This window comes from Nocardioides marmoribigeumensis (genome assembly GCF_031458325.1).
Classification (GTDB): Bacteria; Actinomycetota; Actinomycetes; order Propionibacteriales; family Nocardioidaceae; genus Marmoricola_A; species Marmoricola_A marmoribigeumensis.
In genome coordinates this window covers 2,158,954-2,181,671 of sequence record NZ_JAVDYG010000001.1, presented here as the reverse complement: position 1 = coordinate 2,181,671, position 22,718 = coordinate 2,158,954, and the positions used below count along the sequence as shown (strand labels likewise).

Sequence of the window (22,718 nt, the reverse complement as noted above, 5' to 3'; positions counted from 1 at the left end):
CGACCGCGGGCCGACCCGTCCGGCAGGTCGGCGGACCACTCAGGCAACGCGTGCGTGCTTGAGCCCGTAGCTCATCAGGGGGATGCCTGACTTGGCGGGCTCGATGCCACTGACGTTGGCCGCGACGGCGTCGATCTGGTTCGCGAACGACCAGATGAGCTCCCCGCCCTCCTCGTGGTGCAGCTTCTGCATGTCGTGGATGACGTCGGTGCGACGGCTCTCGTCGAGCTCGGTCCTCGCCTTGTCGTACATCTGCACCCAGCGCGGGTCCTTCCAGTGCGTCTGGTTGTAGGGCGCGTTGGGCAGGTTGCCCTGGGCGACCTGGGCCAGGAAGGTCCGGGTGAACCAGAAGTCCTGGGAGAAGGTCCACTTGAGGTAGTTGGGTCCCCAGTACGTCGCCTCGTTGACCTTGCGGACGCGTACGTCGACGCCGGCACCCTTGGCCTGCTCGGCGAAGATCTGCGCGGCCTCGACCACGCCGGAGTGGAACGGGGCGGTGGTCAGCTCGACCTGCGCGCCGCTCGCCCCGGCCTGCTTGAGCAGGAACTTCGCCTGGTCGAGGTCCTGCTGACGCTGCGGGAGCCCGCTGTCGTAGGCCTCGTCGTAGCGGCCGTAGATGTCGTTGCCCACCTGGCCCTGCCCGGCGAGCGCCTGCTGCACGAGCTGCTCCCGGTCGGCGATGAGCTTGAACGCCTGGCGCACCCGGACGTCCTGGAACGGCTGCTGGTCCACGCGCATGAGCAGCGGCTGCCAGCCTCCGGTCTCGGCGACCAGTGCCCTCGCCCGCCCGCCGGACTCGATGCTCGAGACCTGGCTGGGTGGGAGGTTGGAGATGGCGTCGACCTGACCGCCCCGCAGCGCGTTGACGCGGGCGGTGTCGTCGGCGAAGTCGATGATCACGAGCTCGTCGAGGTAGGGCAGTCCGCTCTGCCAGTAGTTCTCGTTCTTCACGAACACGCTCTGCTCGCCCGGCGTGAAGCTCTTGAACTTGAACGGGCCCGTGCCCACGGGACGCTTCGGGTCGTAGCCGACCGGCACGATCGTGTTGAAGTACTGGCCGATCTGGTCGGGAAAGCCCGAGTCGGGGGCCGTCAGCGGCACGAGCAGGGTGCGGTCGTCGAGCTTCTTGAGCCCCGACATGTCGATGCCGGACAGCGACGACGCTCCGGTCCCTGGGTTCTCGGGGTCGACGATGCGCTTCAGGGAGAAGATCACGTCGTCGAGGTCCATGGTCTTGCCGTCGTGGAAGGTGACGCCGTCCCTGATGCGGATCTCCCAGGCGTCCGCACGGCCCTGGTGGGGCTCGATGGACTGGGCGAGCAGCATCTCGAGGTGGAAGTCCTTGTCGCGCATCGCCAGCGGCTCGAAGAGCTGGATCCCTCGCGCGACGTCGGGGTCGGTGGTGCCGCCCAGGTGCGCGTCGATGGTGTCCTTGGCGCTGCCACCAGCGACCCCCACTCGCAGCCGGCCCCCCGCCTTCCCCTTGCCTCCCCCGCCGGGAGCGGTCTTGTCGTCGGAGCAGGCGGTGAGGAGCGAGCCCCCGACCACGAGCAGCCCGCTCGCGGTGAAGGTCTGGAGCAGGCCACGTCGGGTCAGGTTCGGGCCGGTCGCGCCGAACGGGTGGGACTGGTTCATCTGTGGGCCTCCTCAGGCGGGGACTGTGCTGGGTCGGATCCGTTGGACGACGGGACGGTGGGGCGGAGGCGCTGACGGTCCGCGGGCACGACGACCGTGCCCGAGGCGCGGGCGAGCAGCTCCGGCTCTGCCAGGACCTCAGCGGCCGTGGGCCCGTGGTCCGGGCTCGGCCTGATCCTGCGCCTGGCCTCGAAGGCCATCTGTCGGGACGTGTTGCCGACGCGGGTCACGACGCCTTCGGCCTCGATGAAGTCGCCGCTGTGCAGCGGAGCGAGGAACTCCACGCTGTCGTAGGCGCAGAAGAGTCCCTCGTCGCCGTCGAGCATGATGGACAGCTCCGTGGCGAGGTCGCTGAAGAGCTGCATGATGCGCCCTCCGTCGACGAGGTCGCCGGCGTAGCGGGCGTCACCGGGTGTCATCCGCATCCGGACCCAGGCTCGAGCTCGGGTGGTCATGGTCGTGCTTCCTCCTGGGTGCTGGGGGTGCAGACGGCAAGGACGGCCTGCAACCGGGCCACTCGTTCGGCCACGACCTCCGTGGCGTCCTGCTCGTACTGGTAGAAGCCGGCTCCTGCCGAGAGGCCCGTCCGCCCCTCGGAGATCAGTGAGTCGAGGACCGGCGGCACTCGGAACGCGGGGCTGGAGAGCGACGCCTCCAGGTTGGCGAAGGCTTCGCGCTGGACCACCAGTCCCGTCTGGTCCATCACCTCGAACGGTCCGGCGACGGCGAAGCGGGGCCCGAAGGTGCTGCGCACGACCGCGTCGACCTGCTGCGCGGTGGCGGCCCCGTCGGTCACGCACCGGATCGCCTCCGCCAGCAGCGCCTCGTGCAGCCGGTTGGCCACGTAGCCGGGGGTGGCGCCGACGGGAAGCGGGACCTTGTCGATCAGGCGGAGGAGCTCGGTGACGCGTCGGACGTGCACCGCATCGACACGCTCCGGTGCCGCCACCTCGACCCCGGGCACCACCTCGGGCGGGTTGAACCAGTGGACCCCGACCAGCCGGTCCGGGATCCCCGCCCGGTCTCCGAGCACCGTGAGGTCGAGGGAGGAGGTGTTGGTGCCCACCGTGACGTCCGGACCGGTGGCCTCGCGGACCGCCGACAGGACCGCGACCTTGGTCTCGAGCTCCTCCGACACCGACTCCAGCACCACCGAGGCACCGGCGACGGCTTCCTCCACGTCCGCCGCGACGTCGACGCCGAGCACCGGCGCGTCGGCCCATTCCGACGTCAGCGCCTGACGCACCTCGTCGGAGGCGTCGTAGACCCGGACGGGGACGTGGCCGGCCAGGCAGCGGGCGATCCCGCGGCCCATCGTGCCGCCACCGAGCACGGCCACCACCTGTCCCATCGTGCCCGGATCTCCTCTCCGCCGCTCTAGGCAGCCTGCCGAACGATCGTTAGGCTACGGGGATGATGGCACAAGCTGGCACTGCGGGGAAGCACCCCCGACGAACCGGTCGCGAGGCGTGGGTCCACCTGGGGCTGAACCGCGTGGTCGGACCACCGCACGCCCTTCCGTACGAGGCAGAGCGGCTGGAGACCTCGGCCGACCCGGCGCCAGGCGAGGTGGTCGTCGACGTCCATGCGCTCAACGTGGACAGCGCGTCGTGGTCACAGCTGCGGAACGAGTGCGGGGACGACGCCGAACGCATCGCGGAGCACCTGCTGGAGCTGGTCCGCAGGCGAGGGAAGCTGCACAATCCGGTGACCGGGTCGGGCGGCATGCTCATCGGCACGGTCGCGGCCCTCGGGGCCGGGCGCAGCGAGCCCGCGCCCGGGACGCTGCTGTGCTCCTTGGTCTCGTTGACCTGCACGCCCCTGGAGCTCACGGCCGTCACCTCCCTGGACCCGGCCTCGCCGCACGTCGGCGTACGGGGACACGCCGTGCTGAGCGCCGCCGCCGCGTGGGCGCACGTGCCGGACGACCTGGACCGTGACGCGTTCCTGTCCGCCATGGACGTCGTCGGGGCGCCGGCCTGGGCCGACGCGGTGGCGCGCCCCGGCATGCGCGTGGCGGTGATCGGCGCCGGCGGCAAGGCCGGTCTCCTGTCCGTCGCCGCGCTGCGCTCCCGCCTCGGGGAGGAGGGTCGGGTGCTGGGTCTCTGCTGGCCCCCGGAGACCGTCACGGTGGCGCGGGAGGCCGGGGCGGACGCGGTCCTCGCCGTCGACTGCACCGATCCGGTCGCCACGATGACCGCGGTCCGGTCGGCCTTCGGAGGGGAGCAGGCCGACCTGGTGCTCGCCTGCGCCAACGTGCCGGGTTGCGAGGGTGGCGCGATCCTCAGCTGCCGCGACGACGGTGAGGTGCTGTTCTTCTCGATGGCGACGTCCTTCCCGGCCGCGGCGCTCATCGCTGAGTCGCTGAGCAGCACCTGTCGCCTGACGATCGCCACCGGGTTCCTGCCCGGCGCCCCGGACCTGGTCACCGACATGCTGCGTCGTCGCCCTGAGCTCACCATCCTGTTGGCCGGTCCTCAGTGACCCGGACCAAGCCGGCTGCTTGGATGTCTGACATGCCGCACGGACCCGACGGAGGCACGGCGCGACGGATCCTCACGGGCGCGGTGAGCTGCTTCTTCGAGCAGGGCTACCACGCGACCTCGATGCGCGAGATCGCAGCACGGGCCCAGATCCAGCCCGCGTCGGTCTATCACTGGTTCAGCAGCAAGGAGACGATGCTGCTCACCGTGATGCAGGGCTTCCAGGACGCGCTCACGGCAGCCGCGGTGGCCGCCCACGAGGCGCACTCCGCCCCGTTGGACAGGCTCGCGGCCATGGTCCGCGCCCACGTGACCCTCCACGTCCAGCACCGCAAGGAGGCGTTGATCTCCGACACCGAGATCCGGGCGCTGTCGCCGGCCTCGCGACGACAGATCGTCGCGGGCCGAGACCGGTATCAGCGGTTGTTCCGCGAGACGATCGAGGACGGCTGCGCGCGCGGCGCCTTCCGTTGCGCCGACGTCAGCGTGGCCACGAACGCCATCCTCGTGCAGTGCACGGGAGTGGCGTCGTGGTACCGCCCCCGCGGCCGGTTGTCCTTGCAGGAGGTGGCCGACGTGCACGCGGACCTCGTCTGTCGCTCCCTGGACGCCGAGCCGCCGTCCAAGCCGGCGTGAGGTCACGCTCGGGCGAGCGCTCGCGCAGGATTGTCGACGAGGATCCGATCGACCTCCGCGGGGTCGAGGCCGGCACGCACGAGCCGCGGCACGAACGACGAGAAGAGATGGCCGTAGCCGTGTCCGCCGTGCGCTCGGAGGTGCGAGCCGAGGAGACGTCCTGGGACAGCAGCACCCGGTCGAGGTGGCCGGCCCGGACCAGGGCCAGGACGTACTCCACGATCCGGCCGTCCTGGTAGGCGCTCGTCGTACCGACGGAGTCCAGCTCCACGAATGACCCCGCCTGCGCGACCTCGAGGTGCAGGGCCGGATCGGGGACGGTGTCGAGGTGACCGACGACGACCCTGGTCGGGTCGGCACCTTCCTCGCGCAGGATCTCCAGCTGGGCCCGTGCGACGGGCCAGCGAGCGGAGTGGGTGCTGATGGTCAGCCCGGTCCGTGCCTGCGCGCGAGCGGCCGCCCGGAGGGACCGCTCCTCAGCCGCCGACACGAACCCCCGGTCGGCCCCGATCTCGCCGATGATCCCGGGGCGGACGCCGTCCACTCCTTCCTGGATCTCACGCACCAGCCGCTCCGTGAGCTCGGGCACGGAGCTGCGGTCGAAGGTGGCGCGGTCGAGGTAGGGATCGCGGTAGTGGCCGCACCCCATCACGATGTGCACCCCCGTGGCGCGCGAGACCTCGCGCAGGTCCTTCGGCCGACGTCCGATCTCCTGGGTGGACAGGTCGACGACGGTGGTCGGCTCCGACGCCAGGGGCGCCAGCTCCTCGGTCGCGAGGCGCACGTCGTGCAGCAGCCCGTCGCCCCGGTATTCGAGGCTGGTGTCGCAGAAGACGTGCTCGTGCATGAGCACCCGCCCCAACGAGCTCGTCGGGACCTCACCCAGCACCGTCTCCACCGTGGTCATGCTGCTTCCTACCGCACGACACACCGACGTGCGCCAACCCGTCGGCCGGCCACCCGGACCCCGACAAAAACAACAAGTCCGGACCCACCCAGGGGTCCGGACTGTCCGGGATCTCTCGAGAGATCACACCGCGCGCCCGAAGGGATTCGAACCCCTAACCTTCTGATCCGTAGTCAGATGCTCTATCCGTTGAGCTACGGGCGCCCGTCCCCTCGCGGGGACCGGTCGAGGATAGCGGACGGGCCGGGTCCACCTGAAATCGGGAGGGCTGCTCCCCCGACCGTCCACCGGAGTCGCCCGAGGGGGTGAGAAATCCGGGTCTCTACCACACGCACCCCGCGTGCCTCGTGAATTACAACGGTGTGTTTCAGAAAAAGTATTCACACCAGTCACACAAGTGCACCAAAGTAACGCCAGTGACCGCACACCACACCCTCAAGTCGGCCCTCAGAGCAGCGTCCGTCGCGCTCGTGACCACCGCCGTCGTCGGCACCGGAGCACCCGCCCTCGCGGCCGGGACGCACCTGTGCGACGGCTACAAGGCGTGCTCGGACCGGGGGATGACCGCCTCGGGCTACGGGCTGGCCAACGACCGCAGCTACTGGCGGATGTACCCGGGGCACAACTGCACCAACTACGCCGCCTACCGCATGATCAGGAGCGGGATGGGCGACTCGCGCCCCTGGAGCGGCGGCGGCAACGCGATCTACTGGGGCCAGCACATGTCGAGCATCACCGACGACACCCCGCGCGTCGGTGCCATCGCCTGGTGGAACGACGGCAGCCCCGGGCACGTGGCTTACGTGGAGAAGGTGATCTCCTCCTCGGAGATCATCATCAGCCAGGACAGCTGGGGCGGTGACTTCTCCTGGGCCCGCGTGACCCGGGACGACCGCTGGCCGGCCGGCTTCATCCACTTCAACGACCGCCGCATGGACAGCCAGGCCGCCCCGCAGGTGTTCGGCGCGGTCAAGGTCGGCAGCACGCTGCGGGCCTCCAGCGGCTCCTGGACGCCGTCGCCCTCGAGGATCTCCTACACGTGGAAGATGGGCGGCAAGGTGCTCCCGGCCGCCACGCGGTCGACGCTGCGGGTCACCCCGCGGATGCTCGACCGCCAGGTGCAGGTGATCGTGTCGGCCGGCCGCTACGGCTACCCGACGACCCGGGCCGCCTCCCAGAAGACCGCCCGCGTCCTGCCCGGCCAGCTCACCGCGACCCAGGCCCCCGACCTCAGCGGGAGCGCCGAGGTCAACCGCACGATGTCGGTCACGACCGGTCGCTGGAGCCCCAGGCCCGGCCGCGTCACCACCCAGTGGCAGGTCGACGGCAAGGACGTGGAGGGCGCGACCGGCAACCGCTTCCCGCTCACCTCGCGCCACGCCGGCCACCGGATCTCCGTGGTGGTCACGGCCCGCCGCTACGGCTACGCCCCCGTCACGCGCACCTTCACCACCAGCGCGGTCAACCGGGCCCCGCTCACCCTGACCCGGCGCAGCACCGTCACCGGCCACAACATCCAGCGCCAGGTGCTGCAGGTGACCCCCGGCGCGGTCAGGCAGCAGGCGACCCGCCACATCACGTGGCTGCGGGACGGCCAGCCGGTCGCCGGCGCGAACGCCACGACGTACGCCCTCACCCGACGGGACGTCAGGCGGCACATCTCGGCCCGCGTGACCTGGACGCGCCCCGGCTACCGCCCGATGGTCGACGAGACGCGCGGACGCTACATCCGCGGCATCCTCCGCCTGGAGACCCACAAGACGCGGCTGCGCCGCGGGGTGCTGTTCGACATCACCGCCAAGGTCGCCGGCCAGCGGCTCTCCGAGCCGACCCGCGTGGTCGTGCGCAACGGCGGCCGGGTCCGCGCGACCGGCCTGATGCGCGAGGGGCACGTGCGGATCCGGGTCACCGGGATGCCGCGGGGCCACCGCACGCTGTGGTTCTACTTCGCCCCCACGGGTGAGTCGATCAACCGGGCCGTCTCCCGCCGGGCGTACTTCCGCTGACCCCCGCCCGCTCCCGGCCCCGCAGCGCCAGAATGGCGCGGTGACGTCTCGCGACCCAGGACCACCCGACTCGGTCCTGGGTCGCGCCGTCCTGCTGCTGGACGCCTTCCAGGCCGACCACCGCGTCTCGCTCTCCACGCTGGTCGAGCGCACGGGCCTGCCCAAGAGCACGGTCCACCGCATGCTCGGCGACCTGGTGGAGCTGCGCCTGGTGGAGAAGGGCACCGACGGCTACCACCTCGGCGGTCGCCTCTTCGAGCTCGGCATGCGCGCCAGCGTGGAGCGGCAGCTGATGGAGATCGCGATCCCGTTCATGGAGGACCTCTACGAGCGCACGCACGAGACGGTGCACCTCGGCGTCCGCGACGGCACCGAGGTCGTCTACGTCGCCAAGCTCGGCGGCCACCGCCAGGCCCTGAGCCCGTCGCGGGTCGGCGGTCGCATGCCGCTCTACTGCACCGCCGTGGGCAAGGTGCTCCTCGCGTACGCCGAGCCGCACCTCCTCGAGCAGGTGGTCGCCGGCGGCCTGGTCCGGCGCACTCCCCGCACGATCGTCGCCCCCGGCCTCCTGCGCCGGCAGGTCGAGGCGATCCGCGAGCAGGGGGTGGGCTTCGAGCGCGAGGAGAGCCAGGTCGGCCTCTGCTGCGTCTCGGCCCCCGTCCTCGACCCCGACGACTGCGCCGTCGCCGCGGTCAGCGTCACCGGACCCGTCACCCGCTTCCGCCCGGAGGCGGCGGCCCGGCTCGTCCGCGCGGCCGGAGCCGGCATCGCCGCCACCTGGGCACGCCGGCCATCCCACTGAGCGGCACATCCTGCTACCCCGGGCCCGGGCCGACCGCCCATGCTCGAGCCCATGAGCATCCCCGACCACCTCGTCGACGAGGCCGCCAAGCGCCTCGAGGAGGCGGCCGCGACCCGGAAGGCCTGTGCCCCGGTCCGTGACCTCCTCGGCGACAGCGACATCGCCGCGGCGTACGCCGTCCAGCACCGCCTCACCGAGCACCGTCTCGCCGCCGGAACGCGGGTGGTGGGCCGCAAGACCGGCCTGACCAACCCCGCGGTGCAGGCCCAGCTCGGCGTCGACCAGCCCGACTTCGGGGTGCTGTTCGACGACATGGACGTCACCGGCCTCGACGAGGTGCCCAGCGAGCGGCTGCTCCAGCCCAAGGCCGAGGCCGAGGTCGCGTTCGTGCTCAAGGAGGGGCTCGCCGAGGGCGACCTCGACGTCGAGCAGTGCCGGGCCGCGGTCGACTACGCGGTCGCCGCGATCGAGGTCGTCGACAGCCGCATCGCCGACTGGCGGATCGGGATCACCGACACCGTCGCCGACAACGCCTCCTCCGGGCTCTACGTCCTCGGCGACCAGCGGGTCCCGCTCACCGACTTCGAGCCCGTCGAGGTGCAGATGACGATGACCCAGGACGGCGAGCAGGTCAGCGCCGGCGACGGGTCGATGTGCCTCGGCGACCCGCTGCTCGCGCTGTCGTGGCTCGCCCGCACCGCCCGCGACTACGGCCAGCCGCTCGAGGCCGGCCAGGTGGTGCTCTCCGGGGCGCTGGGCCCGATGGTCCCCGCCCCGCCCGGCTCGACGTTCGAGGCCACGATCAGCTCGCTCGGCACCGTGACCGCCCGTTTCTCCGCCCTGTCCGAGGAGGACTCATGAGCAAGACCAAGGTCGCCGTCATCGGCAGCGGCAACATCGGCACCGACCTGATGATCAAGGTGCTCCGGCTCTCCGAGTCGCTCGAGATGGCCGCGATGGTCGGCATCGACCCCGACTCCGACGGCCTCGCCCGCGCCACCCGCATGGGCGTCCCGACGACGAGCAAGGGCGTCGAGGGCCTCATCGCGATGCCGGAGTTCGACGAGATCTCGATCGTCTTCGACGCCACCTCGGCCAAGGCCCACCTCGCCAACGCCGAGGCGCTCGCGCCGTACGGCAAGACGCTGGTCGACATGACTCCCGCCGCGGTCGGTCCGATGGTCGTGCCGACGGTCAACCTCACCGAGCACCTCGGCGCGGGCGCGAGCAACGTCAACATGGTCACCTGCGGCGGGCAGGCCACGATCCCGGTGGTCGCGGCGGTCTCGCAGGTCACGCCCGTGCCCTACGCCGAGATCGTCGCCTCGATCTCCTCCCGCAGCGCGGGGCCGGGCACGCGGGCCAACATCGACGAGTTCACCGAGACCACGTCCAAGGCGATCGAGGACATCGGTGGCGCCGGGCGCGGCAAGGCGATCATCATCCTCAACCCCGCCGACCCGCCGCTGATCATGCGCGACACCGTCTTCTGCCTGGTCGGCGACGCCGACCGCGACGCGATCACCGCGTCGGTGGAGGCGATGGTCGCCCAGGTGCAGGACTACGTGCCGGGCTACCGGCTCAAGCAGCAGGTGCAGTTCGCCCCGGTCGGCGAGGACGAGCCCGTCCACACGCTGCTGCCCGAGGGCGTCGACCGCTCCGCGGTCACCACCAAGGTGACGGTCTTCCTCGAGGTGGAGGGCGCCGCCCACTACCTCCCGGCCTACGCCGGCAACCTCGACATCATGACCTCGGCCGCGCTGCGGGTGGCCGAGGAGATCGCGTCTCGACAAGCTGGACGAACGGACCCGGAGGCCCAGGCATGACCGAGCTCTACATCCAGGACGTCACCCTGCGTGACGGGATGCACGCGATCCGCCACCGGATCGACCCCGAGGACGTCGGCCGCATCGTCAAGGCGCTCGACCAGGCCGGTGTCGACGCGATCGAGGTCGCGCACGGCGACGGGCTGGCCGGCGGCTCGGTCAACTACGGCCCCGGCAGCCACACCGACTGGGAGTGGCTCGAGGCGGCCGCGGAGAACATCGAGAACGCCGTCCTGACCTCGCTCCTGCTGCCCGGCATCGGAACGGTCGAGGAGCTGAAGCGGGCCTACGACATCGGCGTCCGGTCGGTGCGCATCGCGACGCACTGCACCGAGGCCGACGTGTCCGCGCAGCACATCAACGCGGCCCGCGAGCTCGGCATGGACGTCTCGGGCTTCCTGATGATGAGCCACATGAACCCGCCGAAGGAGCTGGCCCAGCAGGCCAAGCTCATGGAGTCCTACGGCGCCCACTGCGTCTACGTCACCGACTCCGGCGGCCGCCTGCTGATGAACGACGTCCGCGACCGGATCCGCGCCTACCGCGAGGTCCTCGACGAGTCCACGCAGATCGGCATCCACGCCCACGAGAACCTCTCGCTGTCGGTGGCCAACTCGGTCGCCGCCGTCGAGGAGGGCGTCTACCGCGTCGACGCCTCGCTCGCCGGCCAGGGTGCGGGGGCCGGCAACGCCCCGATCGAGCCCTTCATCGGCGTCGCCGACCTGCTCGGGTGGAAGCACCGCTGCGACATCTTCGCCCTCCAGGACGCCGCCGACGACATCGTGCGCCCGCTGCGCGACCGGCCCGTCCAGGTCGACCGCGAGACGCTCACGCTCGGCTACGCCGGCGTCTACTCCAGCTTCCTGCGGCACGCCGAGCGAGCGGCCCAGGAGTACGGCGTCGACGCGCGCACCCTGCTGCTCGAGGTGGGACGGCGCGGGCTGGTCGGCGGCCAGGAGGACATGATCGTCGACATCGCGCTCGACCTGATCCGCGACGCGGGGTGATCTGACACCCTGGTCCCCGTGACCGACCGGGCCCGACGCGAGCTGCTCAGCGGACTCGGCGGCGAGGTCTACACCGCCGCCGTCGAGCACGGCTGGATCGAGGCCGACGACCCGGCGTACGCCCCCGGCAGCGAGCACGCCGTCGCCCGTGACGAGCTGGTCGCCCTCGGGCTCCTGCAGTACGACGAGGTGGCGCGTCGCTGGACCCCGCTCGACCCCACGGCGACCAGCGACCGGATCGTGGTGCCGCTGGCTCAGCAGGGCAGCCAGCTGCTGCGCGAGTCGGCCCAGTGGCACGAGGTGCTGGGCCGGCTGCAGCAGACCTGGCGCTCGAGTGGCGGCAACCACGGCGGCGCGATGCAGATCCACTCCCTCGACGCGATCAACGAGTTCATCTCCGCCCAGGTGATGCGCAGCACCGAGGAGATCCTCACCGCCCAGCCCTACGGCCGGCGCAAGGCCACGACGCTCGCCGCGGTGGAGGACCGTGACCGCGCCGCACTGGAGCGCGGGGTCTCGATGCGCACGCTCTACCAGCACTCCGCGAGGCAGTCACCGGCCACGCGCGAGTACGTCTTCGAGATGGCGCGCTTCGGTGCAGAGACTCGCACCCTGGACGAGTTCTTCAAGCGTCTGCTGGTCTTCGACCAGCAGGTCGCGCTCATCCCCGGGTCGGCCAACAACGCCGTCGCCGTGGTCGTGACCGACCGGTCGATCGTCGGCTACCTGGTCGACATCTTCGAGCGCGCCTGGGAGCGGGCCCTGCCGTTCACCGTCGACGACCAGGTCAACCGCACGGTTGCCGACGACGTGCGCGCGATGGCGCTGCGGATGCTGGTCGAGGGCCACAGCGACGCCGCCAGCGCCAAGCGCATGGGGGTCAGCCCCCGCACATACGCGACGTACATCTCCTCGCTCAAGCAGGAGTACGGCGTGCAGACGCGCTTCCAGCTCGCCTGGGCGATCAGCCGGGCCGGGCAGCGACCGGCCGACGACGCGGCGGTCCCCGGCCCGGAATTGGAACGAGGAGCAGCAGACTGAGTCTGCTGCTCCTCGGAGCTTGTCCACCTGGCCGAACCGACTGCGAGTCTGGGGGGCATGCAGTCGACTGGGGTGACGGCCACTGGTGAGGTTCACTCGCGGAACGACCACGTGGGGGTTGGGTGGGAGAACGTGATGATCCGCTTCCGTTTCGGTGGGTGAGGTGGGGTGGTGGTGCGTTCCTTTCCTCTGCAGGCAGGCGGTGTCTCGGACGGGACCGCGGCCGGAGCCGGGGGTGTCAGTCCCAGCCGGTGTCCTTGTACTGGATGACCTGGTGCTTGCCCTGCTTGGTGTTGGCTGCCTCCGCAGCCGGGGCGGTCACGCTGAACGCCAGGGCGGCGGTCGCGACGACCGTGCTGACGATGCGGGTGACGGTGCGCTTGCTCATCGGGGGTCCCTCCTCGGCGAGCCTCCCTCCGGGTGCGATCCCGGGCCGGGGGTGAGGGGAGCTCGTGGTCACTATTGTGTGGGCCTCACCGAGCCGGTCGCCACCGGAACGGACCGCAGGTGATTGCACTGCATTTTCTTGCAGAATCTGGCTAAGTCACCACGTCCCGCCCACCGCTGCGAGGGCGACGAGCGTGCCGTCCTCTGCAAGATCGTGCTGGACCGCCGCCAGCGCGCCCGCCACGTCGGTCCCGGCGGCCACCTCGGCGTGCAGCCGGGTCATCAGCGTGGCCGAGGCCTCGTCGTTGACCCGGGCCACCGCGGCCACCACCACCTGGGCCCCCAGCTGGAGCAGCACCTGCGAGAGGCCGAGCGACTCGTCACCGGGGCGGAACGTCGCCAGGCCGGCGTCGCAGGCCGAGAGCACCACGCAGCCCGCGAAGCCCTCACCGCTGCGCCCGAGCTCGTAGGCGTAGAGCGCCCCGTCGGCCAGACGCACGCTGGAGAACAGCGGGTTGTCCTGGCGGTGGGTCCCGTGGGCGGCCACGTGGACGAGGTCGGCGCCGGCCAACGCCTCGCGCATCGCCTCGCCGGTCGCGGCCGGTCCGTCCAGCAGCGTCGCCCCGGGCCAGGTCTGGGCCACGGCCCGCGCCTCGGGGGCGGCCTGGCGCAGGTCGGGGCCGGCCAGCGCGACGACCCGGTCGCCACGCCCCTGCGCCCGCGCGGCGTGGCCCCGCAGCCACGCCGCGGCGCTCGGCGCGGTGACCGTCGGCAGCCCGCGCCGCGAGGGGAGCAGGCCCCACGGGAGGAAGCAGAGGTCGCCCGAGCAGGAGACCACCAGCGGTCCGTCGACCCCCAGCGGCGTCAGCAGCGTCGCCTCCAGCTCGGCCAGCACGCCCTCGGCGGAGGCCCGGACGACGTCGCGGATCCCGTCCGGCAGGAACGGCATGGCGAGCGCGTCGAGGTCGGCGCGCAGCCGGCTGACCCGGGAGGCGACCACGTCGATGCGGGCGAGCCGGTGCACCGAGGGGGTACGACGGCCCAGCACGACCGCGACCCACTCGCCCCGGTCGCGGGCGAAGCTGACCAGTGTCTGCCCCGCCTCGCGGAGCGTCGACCGGACCGCGCCGGCCCGGGGGGCCTCGGCGGCCGCCTCGGGCTCGGCGCCGTCGTCGTGGTCGCCCTGGGTCCAGGCCAGCTCACGGACCTCGCGCTGGAGGTGGCCGACGCGGCGGCGCAGGTGCGCGGACTCGCCGTCTGCCGCGTCGCCCTCGTGGGCCCGCAGCTCCTCCTCGGCCCGGCGGAGCTCGGCGAGCAGGGCGGCGGTGCCGAGGTCCTCGGGCGGGCGCACCGGTGGCAGGCGGGTCGAGACGGCCCGCCCCCGCTCGACCACGTCGAACACCGCGGCGGCCGACCCGCTGCGCAGCGCCACGTCGAGCCCCAGCCGGGCCAGGGCCGCCCCGTGCACGGCGCTGGCGGTGCGGAGGTCGAGCGAGCCGAAGGACCGCTGGTAGTCGCCGAGCTCGGCGAGGCCCCGGCGTACCTCCCCGAGCGCACGGCGCGGCTGCCCGGCCGCGTCGAGCGCGAGCGCCCGCACCTCGCGGGTGTGCAGGCGGGTGGTGACGTCGTCGCCCTGCCGCACGGGCGGGAGGCCCGCGGACCGCCCGCTGCGCAGCCGGCACTCCGCGGCGAGGAGGCCGGCCTGGTGGGCCAGATCGCTGCGGTGCTCCCCCGCGCAGGTGGCGGCGAGGTGGTCGGCCCGGTCGGCGAGGTCGGCGAGCGCCGTGCTCCCGGACGGCTCGACGCGCTGCCGCTCGGCGCGGAGCACCTGGAGCTCGGCCCGGCGCTGCCAGCGGGTGTTGCCGCGACGGGTCAGCCGGGCGAGCGCGGAGTAGGCCAGGTCGACGGACTCCTCGACGGTGTCGGGGTCCAGCAGGGCGCAGTCGGCCAGCGCGAGCTCGGTCTCGGCGAGGTCCTGCTCCAGGCCGGCCTCCTCGAACATGCCGGCCACCCGCTCGAGCAGGTCGGCGGCCGCGTCGGTCAGGCCGGCCTCCCGGAGCACGCGGGCCTGGTCGAGCAGGGCGATCGGCGAGGGTGCTCCCGGGTTGTCGGTCTCGGCCTGGCGCATCACCGCGAGGGCGCGGGGCAGCTGCCCGCGGAGGAACTCGACGTAGCCGAGGTTGTGCCGGGCCTTCCAGGCGTGCATCCGGTCCCCGGCCGCCCCGGCCCGCTCGAGGCACTCGGCGAAGTCGGCCGCGGCGGCGTCGAGCGCCCCGCGCTCGAGGTGAAGGGTGCCGCGATTGAGCAGCAGCGAGAGCTGGTCGCCCACCGGCGCCGCGTCGAGGAGCGCGACGCCCTGGTCCAGCGCGTCCAGCGCCCGGTCGACGTCGCCGCACCTGAGCAGCAGCAGCCCCCGCGCCCCCGCGATCGGGGCGACCAGCTCGGCGCAGTCGGCGCGCTGCCGCTCCGCGGACGCCTGGTCCATCAGGCGCATCGAGGCGGCGAGGTCCCCGGTCACCTCGAAGTCGGCGATCGCGAGACCGAGGAGGACCCGGGCCCGCAGCTCGGCGAAGACCCGGGAGCCGTCGTCGGCCTCGCCCAGGGCGCCCGCGACCGAGCGGTAGCGCTCCTGGGCCTGCGCCGGGCGGCCGAGGTGGACCTCCTCGCGGGCGGCGAGCAGCTCGGCGCGCAGGCCGTCCGGGGTGGTGTCCACGGTGGGCATCGACACGGGGCGGTCCCGCGGCTCAGAGCTCGAACATCGGCGTGACGACGGCCCCGCCGTCGTGGTGGAAGACCAGCTGGGCGAAGCCGCCGGGCAGGCCGTCCACGACGAAGCGGCCCGAGTCGTCGCTCTCCACCTCGCGCACCCCCTCCTGCATCCGGACGACCACGCGCAGCGGCACCGGAGGGGCGACCCAGCCGTCGAGGCGGAACGCGTCGTCGCCGGTGCGGGTCACGGTGACCATCGCGGTGAACGCGTCGGTCTTGAAGGTCAGCGACGTCGTCGCCGCCTCCACGGTCGGGTCGGCGCGGACTGCCAGGGCGTCGAGGGACAGGCGGGTCATCTCCGCGACCTCCGCGTGCAGCTCGTCGAGCGCGAGGGCGAACTGCACCCGGTCGACCAGGTCGGCGGGCATCGGGTCGGCCTGGCGGAGCAGCAGGTCGAGCTCGCGCAGCAGCGCCTCGTCCTCGCGGTCCATCGCAGCGGTGGCGAGGGCCTCGACGTCGGCGCTCACGCCGGTCGGGAAGTCGTCGTCGGTCATGGGGTGAGTCCTTCCTGCTGGTGACCGGCCCAGGCCGAGTCCTTGGCCAGCGCGTCGCGCAGCTTGGCCAGGCACCGGCCCCGGGTGGGACCGATGGAGCCGACGGGCATGCCGAGCGCCTCGGCGAGCGAGGCGTAGTCCGGCTTGTCGGCGTACGCGATGACCCCGAGCAGCTGGCGGCAGCGCTCGGGCAGCGTCTGCACGTGGCCCCACAGCAGCCGCTGGCGGTCGTCGGCGATCACCCGCTCCTCCGGGCCGGCCTCGCGGGCGGCCGGGATCTGCATCAGCTCCTCGCTGTCGACCCCGAAGACCGCACCGCTGCGCTGCTGGTCGGTGCGCGTGCGCTTGGACAGACGCCACGCCTCGCGGCGGGTGGAGGTGAGCACCCACTTCACGATCGTCTGCGGGTCGCGCACCGATTCCGCGGAGCGGAGCAGCGCCAGCCAGACGCCCTGGATGACGTCCTCGCTCGTGGTCGGGTCGAGCCCGGCGCCGCGGGTCACGCGCCACATCAGCGGCGTGACGACCTCGACGAGGGTGTCGAAGGCGAAGCGGTCGCCGGCCTGGTAGGCCGCGAAGGCGGCCGATGCGCGGGTGACCAGGGTCGGGGCGGCGCCGTGGGTGTCGTGCGTGCCGTGGGTGCCGGGGGTGTCGCTCATCAGTCCACCTCCGCCGGGTCGATGGCGGGGGGCCGCTTCTCGCGCGCGCCGGGCATCTGGTCGAGCAGCTCGCGCATCAGCGCGACCCGGTCGGTCGTGTCGCCGGCGAGCAGGCGGGCCGCCAGTGCGGCGGCCAGCTGACCGGCGAAGACGGGCGCCGCGAACGACGTGCCGCTCCACACCCCGAAGCCGCACGAGAAGTCGTCGGGGTCGAGCCCCGTCCGCCACTCGGCGTCCGCGTTGACCAGGGCGTTGGTCGGCTCGAGCGCGGCGTCGTACGTCGTCGGCATCGTGCTGACCAGGGACGCGCCCGGGCGGCGGAACCGGACCCACGGGCCGTCGTTGCTGAACAGCGCGATCGTGCTGTCGGGGTTGAGCGCGCCGACCGCGGTCACCGGGACGCAGCCGGGGTGGGCGGTCAGCCCGGCGGGCGTGTGCGGGGCGAACGCGGCGGGATAGATCGGCCGGTCGGTGGCGTCGTTGCCGGCCGAGACCACGACGGCGACGCCGAGGCGCCCGAGCAGGTCGATCGGGCCACGGAGCAGGGCGTCGAACGCGGCGTCCTCCGGCTGCTCGTGGTAGTAGCCGAGCGAGAGCACGAGGATGTCGACCGGCTCCGTGACCTCGTCGGGCAGCGCGTCGCGCCGGGCGAGCAGCTGGCGCAGGGCCATGAGCTGGAGGGCCCGGAGCAGGTCGGACTCGGCGACGACGCCGTCGTTGCCGAACACCGGGACGTCGAGGACGAGGGCCTCGGGGCAGGCCTGCCGGACCAGGCCGGCGATGAAGGTGCCGTGGCCGGAGTCCTGGCCGAGCTCGCCGACCATCCACTCGGTCATGCCGCTCTCCTCGGCCTCCTCCTCGGCGGGAGTCTCCGCGTGGTGGCCGATCGGCTCCCCCAGCACGGCGACGTCGTGGCGCACGAACTCCTTGCGCAGCCACGGGTGCTCGCCGATGGGGGTGTCCAGCACGGCGACGACGGGTCGCGGCACCGTGCCGTCCAGGTCGTACGACGGGGTGGGCGCGAGCCCGTTCCAGCTCACCGGCTGCCGTCCCCCCCAGCCCGGCGAGGCGTAGGCGTCGAGACCGGCGGACCCGCTGACGCCGTGGGCGCCGGTGAAGGGGTGCGCCCCGGTGAACGGGTGGGCGCCGGTGAAGGGGTGGGCTCCGGTGAAGGGATGCGCCCCGGTGAACGGGTCGGCGGACGCGGGGTGCTCCAGGCCGACGTCCGCGAGGCGCTGCGGGTCGTCCATCACGCGCACGCGGTAGGCCTGCAGGAGTCGCCACGTGTCGATCGGCTTGTAGACCGGCTGCACCGGCTCCTCGGCGGGGACGAGCCGGACCCGGCGCACCCAGACGGCCTCGATCGCCTCGCGCTCGTCCTTCGCCAGCTCGGCGCGGTCCAGCAGCGCCTGGTCCTCGGCGACCCGGGCGTCCCACGCGAGGCTGAAGCCGGCCTCGGCGGCGACCTCCTCCAGCGTGGCGATCGTCGTCCGGTCCCGGCCGCGGACCAGGAGCGAGTCGGCGAGGAACGCCGTCGGCTTGATACCGTGCTGGCCCCTGACCTGGTAGGCGGTGAGGGGGTCGAGCAGGCGCACGTTGAGGTACTGCTGCGCGACGTCCCGCAGGAACGGCGGCGTGGGGGTGAGGCGGGCTCGAGGGTTCTTGAGGGGCTGCTGCTGCTCAGGCTCCTGCATCACTGACCTCCGGGTAGGAGCGGTGGTGGGCTGAGCCTAGAGCCGAGCGGGGGGCCCGGTCTCTCCCCTCCTGGGACCGAGCCCTCCGCTGCCCGGGCGTGACGACCGCTCTGACGTCGCACCCTGAGACCGAGGAGGGGGTCGGGGCCGGGCCTGATACGTCCGGCTGGAACCTTTGTCCGCAGCGTCGTCCCGCGGGGTCTCGGGGGTCCTCCCGGGGGTCCTCCCGGGCGTCCTCCCGGGCGTCCTCCCGGGGTACGACGAAGGGCCCGTCACGCGTGACGTGACGGGCCCTCAGGTCGGCGGAGGTGGAGGGATTTGAACCCTCGATGGGGTTGTTGCCCCAAACCCGATTAGCAGTCGGGCGCCATAGACCGGACTAGGCGACACCTCCCGGCCGGGGACAGGCTACCGGGCGGCTTCGGCGGGCCGCCAATCGACTCCGGGGCCGGGTCAGCGCAGGCGGCGGTAGCCGTGGCCCCGGTCGAGCCGGGACCGCAGGTCGTCGACGAAGACCTGGCGCGAGCCCTCGAGCACGCCGAGCGGGATCGTCGTCGTACGCCCGTCGCGCAGGCGGAGCACGACGCAGTCCTGGCCGGCGGAGGTGGTGGTGACCACGTCCTCCACGTCGCGCCAGCGGGCCTGCTTCACCCCGGCCCCGCGGAGCACGCGCACCTGGTAGCCGTCGTCGTCGAAGCGGACCATCGTGCGCATGCGACCCAGCCACGTCCCGGCGGTGACGAGCACGAGGGCGGCGAGGACCACGACGACGCTGAGGACGAGGCCCGAGACCGAGGCGACGACCGTCAGCGCGGCCACCCCGAAGACCACGACGCCGTTGACCAGCAGCAGGATGCCCATCGCCCGGACCAGCAGCGCCCGGTCGAACGCGTAGGCGGTCGTGGGGCGGGGTGCGCGGGGCTCGCGGGACTTGGGGGGCACGGGCATCGATTACAGCAGAGCGGGCGGGACCTGATCGGACCGGGTTCACGCAGCGGGCATTGTCCGACCGTCCCGGATCTGGACAAGCCGACACGCCGGTCCCACACTCGGATCACTCCCCACCACCCCCGCAGGCCCCCCGGAGGTGATCCGATGCAGCGACTCAACCTCGCCGTCGCAGGTCTCGAGCAGGCTCTCGTCTGTCCTCCCCCCGCGCCGCGCACGTGGCGACACGTGGTGCAGCAACGGATGGCGTCGGTCGGCGCCGCCCTCACCGCCGAGGAGGTGGTCGAGGAGTGCGCCGTCGCGGCGCGAGCCGGCCGCCTCCACCGTGAGCGGACCCGGCTGCTCGACCGGCTCGGCTCCCTCGGCACGCGCCTGACCGACGCGACGCCCGACGAGGACGCCGAGCGCCTGCGCCGCCACCTGCTGCGGCTCAGCCACGACATCAGCCACCACCACCAACGGGTGACGGACCTGGCCTACGACGCCGACGGACGTGACGTCGGCGGGTCCGAGTAGCTCAGCCCTCGATCCGGCTGAGCACGACCTCGGCCAGCACGTCGGGCGCCTGCTCGGGCAGCCAGTGGCTGAGACCCTCGAGCACGACCAGCTCGAACGGCCCGGTCGTCCACCGCTCCGCGAGCTCGGCCGTGCTCCGGCCCAGCGCGGTGTCGCCGGTGCTCCATACGTGGGTGACCGGCACCGACACCTTCTGCTGCCACATCGCGCGCGTGCGGCGGCCGGTGAGCGGGATCGCGCGGTACCACCCCAGGCCGCCCGGCAGCGCGCCGTACGCCACGACGTCGCGGAGCACCCCGTCGGCCTCCTGGTCGGTCATGCCGAACGCCAGCAGCTGCGCGACGAACCGCGCAGGCGCTCGGGTGGCCATGAGCTCGGTGACCCGCGGCAGCATGAAGAGCAGGACGTACCACGACTTGAGCAGCTGGGGTCCGGCCACCGCGCGGAGGTAGGCCGCCGGGTGCGGCACCGAGACCGAGGTGAGGGACCGCACGGCCGGGTGGCTGCCCGCCACGAGCCACGCGACCGCGGCTCCCCAGTCGTGGCCGACGAGGTGGACCGGCCGGCCGATCGCGTCGAGCAGGGCCGCGGCGTCGTCGGCCAGGAGCGGCAGGGCGTAGTCGCGCCGGCGGATGGGCCGTGCGCCCGGGGAGTAGCCCCGCTGGTCGGGGGCGATCGTGCGGAACCCAGCCGCGTGGAGGTGGGCGGCCACCTGGTCCCAGCTCGCGGCGCGCTGGGGGAAGCCGTGCAGCAGCACGACCACGTCGCCCTCGAGCGGCCCGGTGTCACGGACGTCGAAGGTGAGGCCCGCGCGGGTGAAGCTGGTGATCCGGTCCTCGCCGAGGGGCGGTGCGTCGGGGGTCGGCATCCCGGCAGCGTAGTCACGCGCCCGCGTGCCACGGCCGTCACCGCTGGACGGCGTACCTCGTGGCGACGAAGTCGCCCATCTGCCTCACCCCCAGCAGCCGGAGAGGCGCCCGGCGCGGCAGGAGCGGGGCACCGGCGCCCAGGACGACGGGGGTGAGCTGCACATGGACCTCGTCGAGCAGCCCGGCGTCGAGGAACTGGCCGGCCAGGTCGCCACCCCCGACGACCCAGACGTCCTTGCCCTCCGCGGCCTCGACGAGCCGTGGGTGGAGCCCGGCGACGTCACCGGACCAGGTCTCGACGCGACCCGCGGCGGGGAGCCGGAGCTCGCGGTGCGTGCACACCCAGGTGGGCTGCTCGTAGGGCCACTGCTCGCGCGACGACGGCTCGTGCGCCGCGACCCACTCGTAGGTGGTCGACCCCATCACCAGCGCACCGATGTCGGCGACGAACGTGGGGTAGGCGTCGGGATGGTCCTCGGGGAGCGCGTGGTCGGTGTCGACCAGCCAGTCGAGGGAGTTGTGCTGGTCGGCGATGAACCCGTCGACGCTGGAGGCGGTGTAGAAGATCGTGCGAGCCATCGACCCATCGTGTCGGTGCCCACCGACAAGATGGAAGACATGCCCGCCAGTGCTCCTCAGCCGGTCCGCCACGTCACCGACGACGAGCGTCGCGCGCGGCTGGCGCGGAGGCACGGGCTCCACGCCGACCACCGGTTGTCCTCGGTGGAGGAGGTGGTCGGCGCGATGACCGTGCTGCACGCGACCGAGGCGGCGAGCGTCCACCTCGCGGTCGCCGCCCGCAGCGACCGGTCGGTCGCCGACGTCGAGCGGGCGCTCTACGACGACCGGTCGGTGGTCAAGCAGCTGGCGATGCGCCGGACCCTCTTCGTCTTCCCGCGCTCGCTCCTGCCCGCGGCGCTCGCGAGCTCGTCCGCGCGGGTCGCCGTCACCGAGCGGGCGCGCCACGCTGGCATGCTCGAGAAGGCCGGCCACACCGACGACGGCGCCACCTGGTTGCGCGAGGCCGAGGCCGCGTTCCTCACGGTCCTGGCCGACGGCGAGGCGCGGACGACGGCCGAGGTGCGCGCGGCTACACCCGACCTCGACGTGCTGGTCGACCCCGCTCCGGGCAAGTCCTACAGCTCCCCGACCCCGGTGGCGCCCTGGATCATGACGCACCTCGCCGCCGACGGCCTGCTCGTGCGCGGTCGCAACGCAGGGCACTGGCGGATCAACAAGCCGACCTGGACCCTGATGGAGACCTGGCTCGGCGAGGTCCCGTCGCGGCCCGACCCCGACGAGGGCTACGCCGCCCTGGTGGCCGGCTGGCTGCGCACGTTCGGTCCCGGCACCGAGGGCGACCTGCAGTGGTGGCTCGGCGACACCAAGGCCGTCGTACGCCGGGCCCTCGCCGGCCTCGGAGCCGTCCCGGTCTCGCTCGACTCGGGAGCGGTCGGGTGGGTCCTGCCCGACGACGTCGCCCCGGTCCGACACGTGTCCGCGTGGGCCGCGCTCCTGCCGGTCCTCGACCCGACGGTCATGGGCTGGAAGGCCCGCGGCTTCTACCTCCCCGACCCCGACCGCCACACCGACCGGGCCGGCAACATCGGTGCCACCGCCTGGTGGGACGGCCGCGTCGTCGGGGCGTGGTTCCAGTCCCCCGACGGACGGGTGCACGTGTCGGTCGAGAGCGAGGTCCCCGCGGCCGGCCGGCGGGCGCTGGAGGCCGAGGCCGCCCGGCTGACCGAGTGGCTCGACGGCGAGGTGGTCGGGACGATCTACAACTCGGTGGCCGCGCGCGAGGCGCGGGCCGCGTTGGGCTGACCCGCGGGCCGCCCCGGGCCGCAGCACGTTCTCCCCATCTTTCGAACTGGTGTTCGCTTGTGGTCCAGCGTGTGCTATGCTCTCCTCAGAGCCCGGAGATCTCGAGCCAGACGCCGCCGTCAGAGCGGACCACCTGCGCCATCTCGGGGGTATGGGCTCAGCTGCGATGGTTCGAACGGTGATCTAGCCCGGTGAGGGCCCCCGGAGCGGCGACC

General features: G+C 72.9%; 21 protein-coding genes, 2 tRNA genes and 1 pseudogene. 10 read left to right on the top strand and 14 right to left on the bottom strand.

Features of this window, described 5'->3' with window-relative positions; all coding sequences use genetic code 11:
- Positions 1 to 39: 39 nt before the first annotated feature.
- Genes J2S63_RS10420 through J2S63_RS10410 form a run of 3 tightly spaced genes read right to left on the bottom strand, consistent with a single transcriptional unit; the run spans position 40 to position 2,986 of the window.
- Complete coding sequence (locus tag J2S63_RS10420) at positions 40 to 1,635, bottom strand: ABC transporter substrate-binding protein (RefSeq protein WP_310301831.1); 1,596 nt, start codon at positions 1,633 to 1,635, stop codon at positions 40 to 42.
- Positions 1,632 to 2,090 (bottom strand): hotdog domain-containing protein, encoded by a 459-nt coding sequence (locus J2S63_RS10415; RefSeq protein WP_310301830.1) that lies wholly within the window; start codon positions 2,088 to 2,090, stop codon positions 1,632 to 1,634. The genes J2S63_RS10420 and J2S63_RS10415 overlap by 4 nt, the downstream gene beginning before the upstream one ends.
- Complete coding sequence (locus J2S63_RS10410) at positions 2,087 to 2,986, bottom strand: 3-hydroxyacyl-CoA dehydrogenase family protein (RefSeq protein WP_310301829.1); 900 nt, start codon at positions 2,984 to 2,986, stop codon at positions 2,087 to 2,089. The genes J2S63_RS10415 and J2S63_RS10410 overlap by 4 nt, the downstream gene beginning before the upstream one ends.
- 143 nt (positions 2,987 to 3,129) lie before the next feature.
- Between J2S63_RS10410 and J2S63_RS10405 the strand changes: the two genes are divergently transcribed.
- Together J2S63_RS10405 and J2S63_RS10400 are read left to right on the top strand one after the other, a co-directional pair.
- Entirely contained in the window at positions 3,130 to 4,119 is a 990-nt protein-coding gene (locus tag J2S63_RS10405) for an L-erythro-3,5-diaminohexanoate dehydrogenase (RefSeq protein ID WP_310301828.1), read from the top strand.
- Positions 4,120 to 4,151: 32 nt separating this feature from the next.
- Positions 4,152 to 4,754, top strand: coding sequence for a TetR/AcrR family transcriptional regulator (locus tag J2S63_RS10400; RefSeq protein ID WP_310301827.1), 603 nt, complete (start codon positions 4,152 to 4,154; stop codon positions 4,752 to 4,754).
- A 2-nt stretch (positions 4,755 to 4,756) separates the two neighbouring features.
- Here the strand turns inward: J2S63_RS10400 and J2S63_RS10395 are convergent.
- Together J2S63_RS10395 and J2S63_RS10390 are read right to left on the bottom strand one after the other, a co-directional pair.
- Positions 4,757 to 5,601: pseudogene (locus tag J2S63_RS10395) on the bottom strand (phosphotriesterase family protein).
- A gap of 191 nt (positions 5,602 to 5,792) precedes the next feature.
- Positions 5,793 to 5,865 (bottom strand) — tRNA-Arg (locus J2S63_RS10390).
- 212 nt (positions 5,866 to 6,077) lie between these two features.
- Between J2S63_RS10390 and J2S63_RS10385 the strand changes: the two genes are divergently transcribed.
- Genes J2S63_RS10385 through J2S63_RS10360 form a run of 6 tightly spaced genes read left to right on the top strand, consistent with a single transcriptional unit; the run spans position 6,078 to position 12,343 of the window.
- Positions 6,078 to 7,667, top strand: coding sequence for a CHAP domain-containing protein (locus J2S63_RS10385; protein ID WP_310301826.1), 1,590 nt, complete (start codon positions 6,078 to 6,080; stop codon positions 7,665 to 7,667).
- Between the two features lie 40 nt (positions 7,668 to 7,707).
- Positions 7,708 to 8,469 (top strand): IclR family transcriptional regulator, encoded by a 762-nt coding sequence (locus J2S63_RS10380; RefSeq protein ID WP_310301825.1) that lies wholly within the window; start codon positions 7,708 to 7,710, stop codon positions 8,467 to 8,469.
- Positions 8,470 to 8,520: 51 nt separating this feature from the next.
- Positions 8,521 to 9,330, top strand: a complete 810-nt coding sequence (locus tag J2S63_RS10375; RefSeq protein WP_310301824.1) for a 2-keto-4-pentenoate hydratase — start codon at positions 8,521 to 8,523, stop codon at positions 9,328 to 9,330.
- Positions 9,327 to 10,295, top strand: coding sequence for an acetaldehyde dehydrogenase (acetylating) (locus J2S63_RS10370; protein WP_310301823.1), 969 nt, complete (start codon positions 9,327 to 9,329; stop codon positions 10,293 to 10,295). The genes J2S63_RS10375 and J2S63_RS10370 overlap by 4 nt, the downstream gene beginning before the upstream one ends.
- Entirely contained in the window at positions 10,292 to 11,302 is a 1,011-nt protein-coding gene (gene dmpG, locus J2S63_RS10365) for a 4-hydroxy-2-oxovalerate aldolase (RefSeq protein WP_310301822.1), read from the top strand. The genes J2S63_RS10370 and dmpG overlap by 4 nt, the downstream gene beginning before the upstream one ends.
- A gap of 18 nt (positions 11,303 to 11,320) precedes the next feature.
- Positions 11,321 to 12,343, top strand: coding sequence for a LuxR family transcriptional regulator (locus J2S63_RS10360; protein ID WP_310301821.1), 1,023 nt, complete (start codon positions 11,321 to 11,323; stop codon positions 12,341 to 12,343).
- A 238-nt stretch (positions 12,344 to 12,581) separates the two neighbouring features.
- Here the strand turns inward: J2S63_RS10360 and J2S63_RS10355 are convergent, their stop codons facing one another.
- From J2S63_RS10355 to J2S63_RS10325, 7 genes are all read right to left on the bottom strand, one after another.
- Entirely contained in the window at positions 12,582 to 12,731 is a 150-nt protein-coding gene (locus tag J2S63_RS10355; protein WP_310301820.1) for a hypothetical protein, read from the bottom strand.
- 156 nt (positions 12,732 to 12,887) lie between these two features.
- Complete coding sequence (locus tag J2S63_RS10350; RefSeq protein WP_310306667.1) at positions 12,888 to 15,452, bottom strand: CHAT domain-containing protein; 2,565 nt, start codon at positions 15,450 to 15,452, stop codon at positions 12,888 to 12,890.
- 22 nt (positions 15,453 to 15,474) lie between these two features.
- On the bottom strand, positions 15,475 to 15,993 hold the full coding sequence (locus tag J2S63_RS10345) for a hypothetical protein (protein ID WP_310301819.1): 519 nt from the start codon (positions 15,991 to 15,993) through the stop codon (positions 15,475 to 15,477).
- Positions 15,990 to 16,652 (bottom strand): RNA polymerase sigma factor, encoded by a 663-nt coding sequence (locus tag J2S63_RS10340; RefSeq protein ID WP_310301818.1) that lies wholly within the window; start codon positions 16,650 to 16,652, stop codon positions 15,990 to 15,992. The genes J2S63_RS10345 and J2S63_RS10340 overlap by 4 nt, the downstream gene beginning before the upstream one ends.
- Positions 16,652 to 18,346 (bottom strand): S8 family peptidase, encoded by a 1,695-nt coding sequence (locus J2S63_RS10335; RefSeq protein ID WP_310301817.1) that lies wholly within the window; start codon positions 18,344 to 18,346, stop codon positions 16,652 to 16,654. Before J2S63_RS10335 ends, J2S63_RS10340 begins: the two co-directional genes overlap by 1 nt.
- Positions 18,347 to 18,649: 303 nt before the next feature.
- A tRNA-Ser gene (locus tag J2S63_RS10330) sits at positions 18,650 to 18,740 on the bottom strand.
- 59 nt (positions 18,741 to 18,799) lie between these two features.
- Entirely contained in the window at positions 18,800 to 19,294 is a 495-nt protein-coding gene (locus tag J2S63_RS10325; protein WP_310301816.1) for a hypothetical protein, read from the bottom strand.
- A 147-nt stretch (positions 19,295 to 19,441) separates the two neighbouring features.
- On the opposite strand from J2S63_RS10325, the gene J2S63_RS10320 reads away from it, so the two are divergent.
- Positions 19,442 to 19,810, top strand: a complete 369-nt coding sequence (locus J2S63_RS10320; RefSeq protein WP_310301815.1) for a hypothetical protein — start codon at positions 19,442 to 19,444, stop codon at positions 19,808 to 19,810.
- Between the two features lies 1 nt (position 19,811).
- Here the strand turns inward: J2S63_RS10320 and J2S63_RS10315 are convergent, their stop codons facing one another.
- Both J2S63_RS10315 and J2S63_RS10310 read right to left on the bottom strand, forming a co-directional pair.
- A complete protein-coding gene (locus J2S63_RS10315; RefSeq protein WP_310301814.1) occupies positions 19,812 to 20,678 on the bottom strand; it encodes an alpha/beta fold hydrolase in 867 nt (288 codons plus the stop codon).
- A 37-nt stretch (positions 20,679 to 20,715) separates the two neighbouring features.
- Positions 20,716 to 21,258 carry a dihydrofolate reductase family protein gene (locus J2S63_RS10310; RefSeq protein ID WP_310301813.1) on the bottom strand — a complete coding sequence of 181 codons (543 nt, stop codon included), beginning with the start codon at positions 21,256 to 21,258 and terminating at the stop codon, positions 20,716 to 20,718.
- Between the two features lie 39 nt (positions 21,259 to 21,297).
- On the opposite strand from J2S63_RS10310, the gene J2S63_RS10305 reads away from it, so the two are divergent.
- A complete protein-coding gene (locus J2S63_RS10305) occupies positions 21,298 to 22,503 on the top strand; it encodes a winged helix DNA-binding domain-containing protein (protein ID WP_310301812.1) in 1,206 nt (401 codons plus the stop codon).
- Positions 22,504 to 22,718 lie beyond the last annotated feature (215 nt).

Coding starts and splice junctions, on each gene's coding strand:
- J2S63_RS10340 (WP_310301818.1), bottom strand. CDS start 16,652: ATGAGCGACACCCCCGGCACCCACGGCACGCACGACACCCACGGCGCC.
- J2S63_RS10320 (WP_310301815.1), top strand. CDS start 19,442: ATGCAGCGACTCAACCTCGCCGTCGCAGGTCTCGAGCAGGCTCTCGTC.
- J2S63_RS10410 (WP_310301829.1), bottom strand. CDS start 2,986: ATGGGACAGGTGGTGGCCGTGCTCGGTGGCGGCACGATGGGCCGCGGG.
- dmpG (WP_310301822.1), top strand. CDS start 10,292: ATGACCGAGCTCTACATCCAGGACGTCACCCTGCGTGACGGGATGCAC.
- J2S63_RS10305 (WP_310301812.1), top strand. CDS start 21,298: ATGCCCGCCAGTGCTCCTCAGCCGGTCCGCCACGTCACCGACGACGAG.
- J2S63_RS10335 (WP_310301817.1), bottom strand. CDS start 18,346: ATGCAGGAGCCTGAGCAGCAGCAGCCCCTCAAGAACCCTCGAGCCCGC.
- J2S63_RS10325 (WP_310301816.1), bottom strand. CDS start 19,294: ATGCCCGTGCCCCCCAAGTCCCGCGAGCCCCGCGCACCCCGCCCCACG.
- J2S63_RS10355 (WP_310301820.1), bottom strand. CDS start 12,731: ATGAGCAAGCGCACCGTCACCCGCATCGTCAGCACGGTCGTCGCGACC.
- J2S63_RS10415 (WP_310301830.1), bottom strand. CDS start 2,090: ATGACCACCCGAGCTCGAGCCTGGGTCCGGATGCGGATGACACCCGGT.
- J2S63_RS10420 (WP_310301831.1), bottom strand. CDS start 1,635: ATGAACCAGTCCCACCCGTTCGGCGCGACCGGCCCGAACCTGACCCGA.
- J2S63_RS10400 (WP_310301827.1), top strand. CDS start 4,152: ATGCCGCACGGACCCGACGGAGGCACGGCGCGACGGATCCTCACGGGC.
- J2S63_RS10350 (WP_310306667.1), bottom strand. CDS start 15,452: ATGCCCACCGTGGACACCACCCCGGACGGCCTGCGCGCCGAGCTGCTC.
- J2S63_RS10345 (WP_310301819.1), bottom strand. CDS start 15,993: ATGACCGACGACGACTTCCCGACCGGCGTGAGCGCCGACGTCGAGGCC.
- J2S63_RS10310 (WP_310301813.1), bottom strand. CDS start 21,258: ATGGCTCGCACGATCTTCTACACCGCCTCCAGCGTCGACGGGTTCATC.
- J2S63_RS10370 (WP_310301823.1), top strand. CDS start 9,327: ATGAGCAAGACCAAGGTCGCCGTCATCGGCAGCGGCAACATCGGCACC.
- J2S63_RS10315 (WP_310301814.1), bottom strand. CDS start 20,678: ATGCCGACCCCCGACGCACCGCCCCTCGGCGAGGACCGGATCACCAGC.
- J2S63_RS10375 (WP_310301824.1), top strand. CDS start 8,521: ATGAGCATCCCCGACCACCTCGTCGACGAGGCCGCCAAGCGCCTCGAG.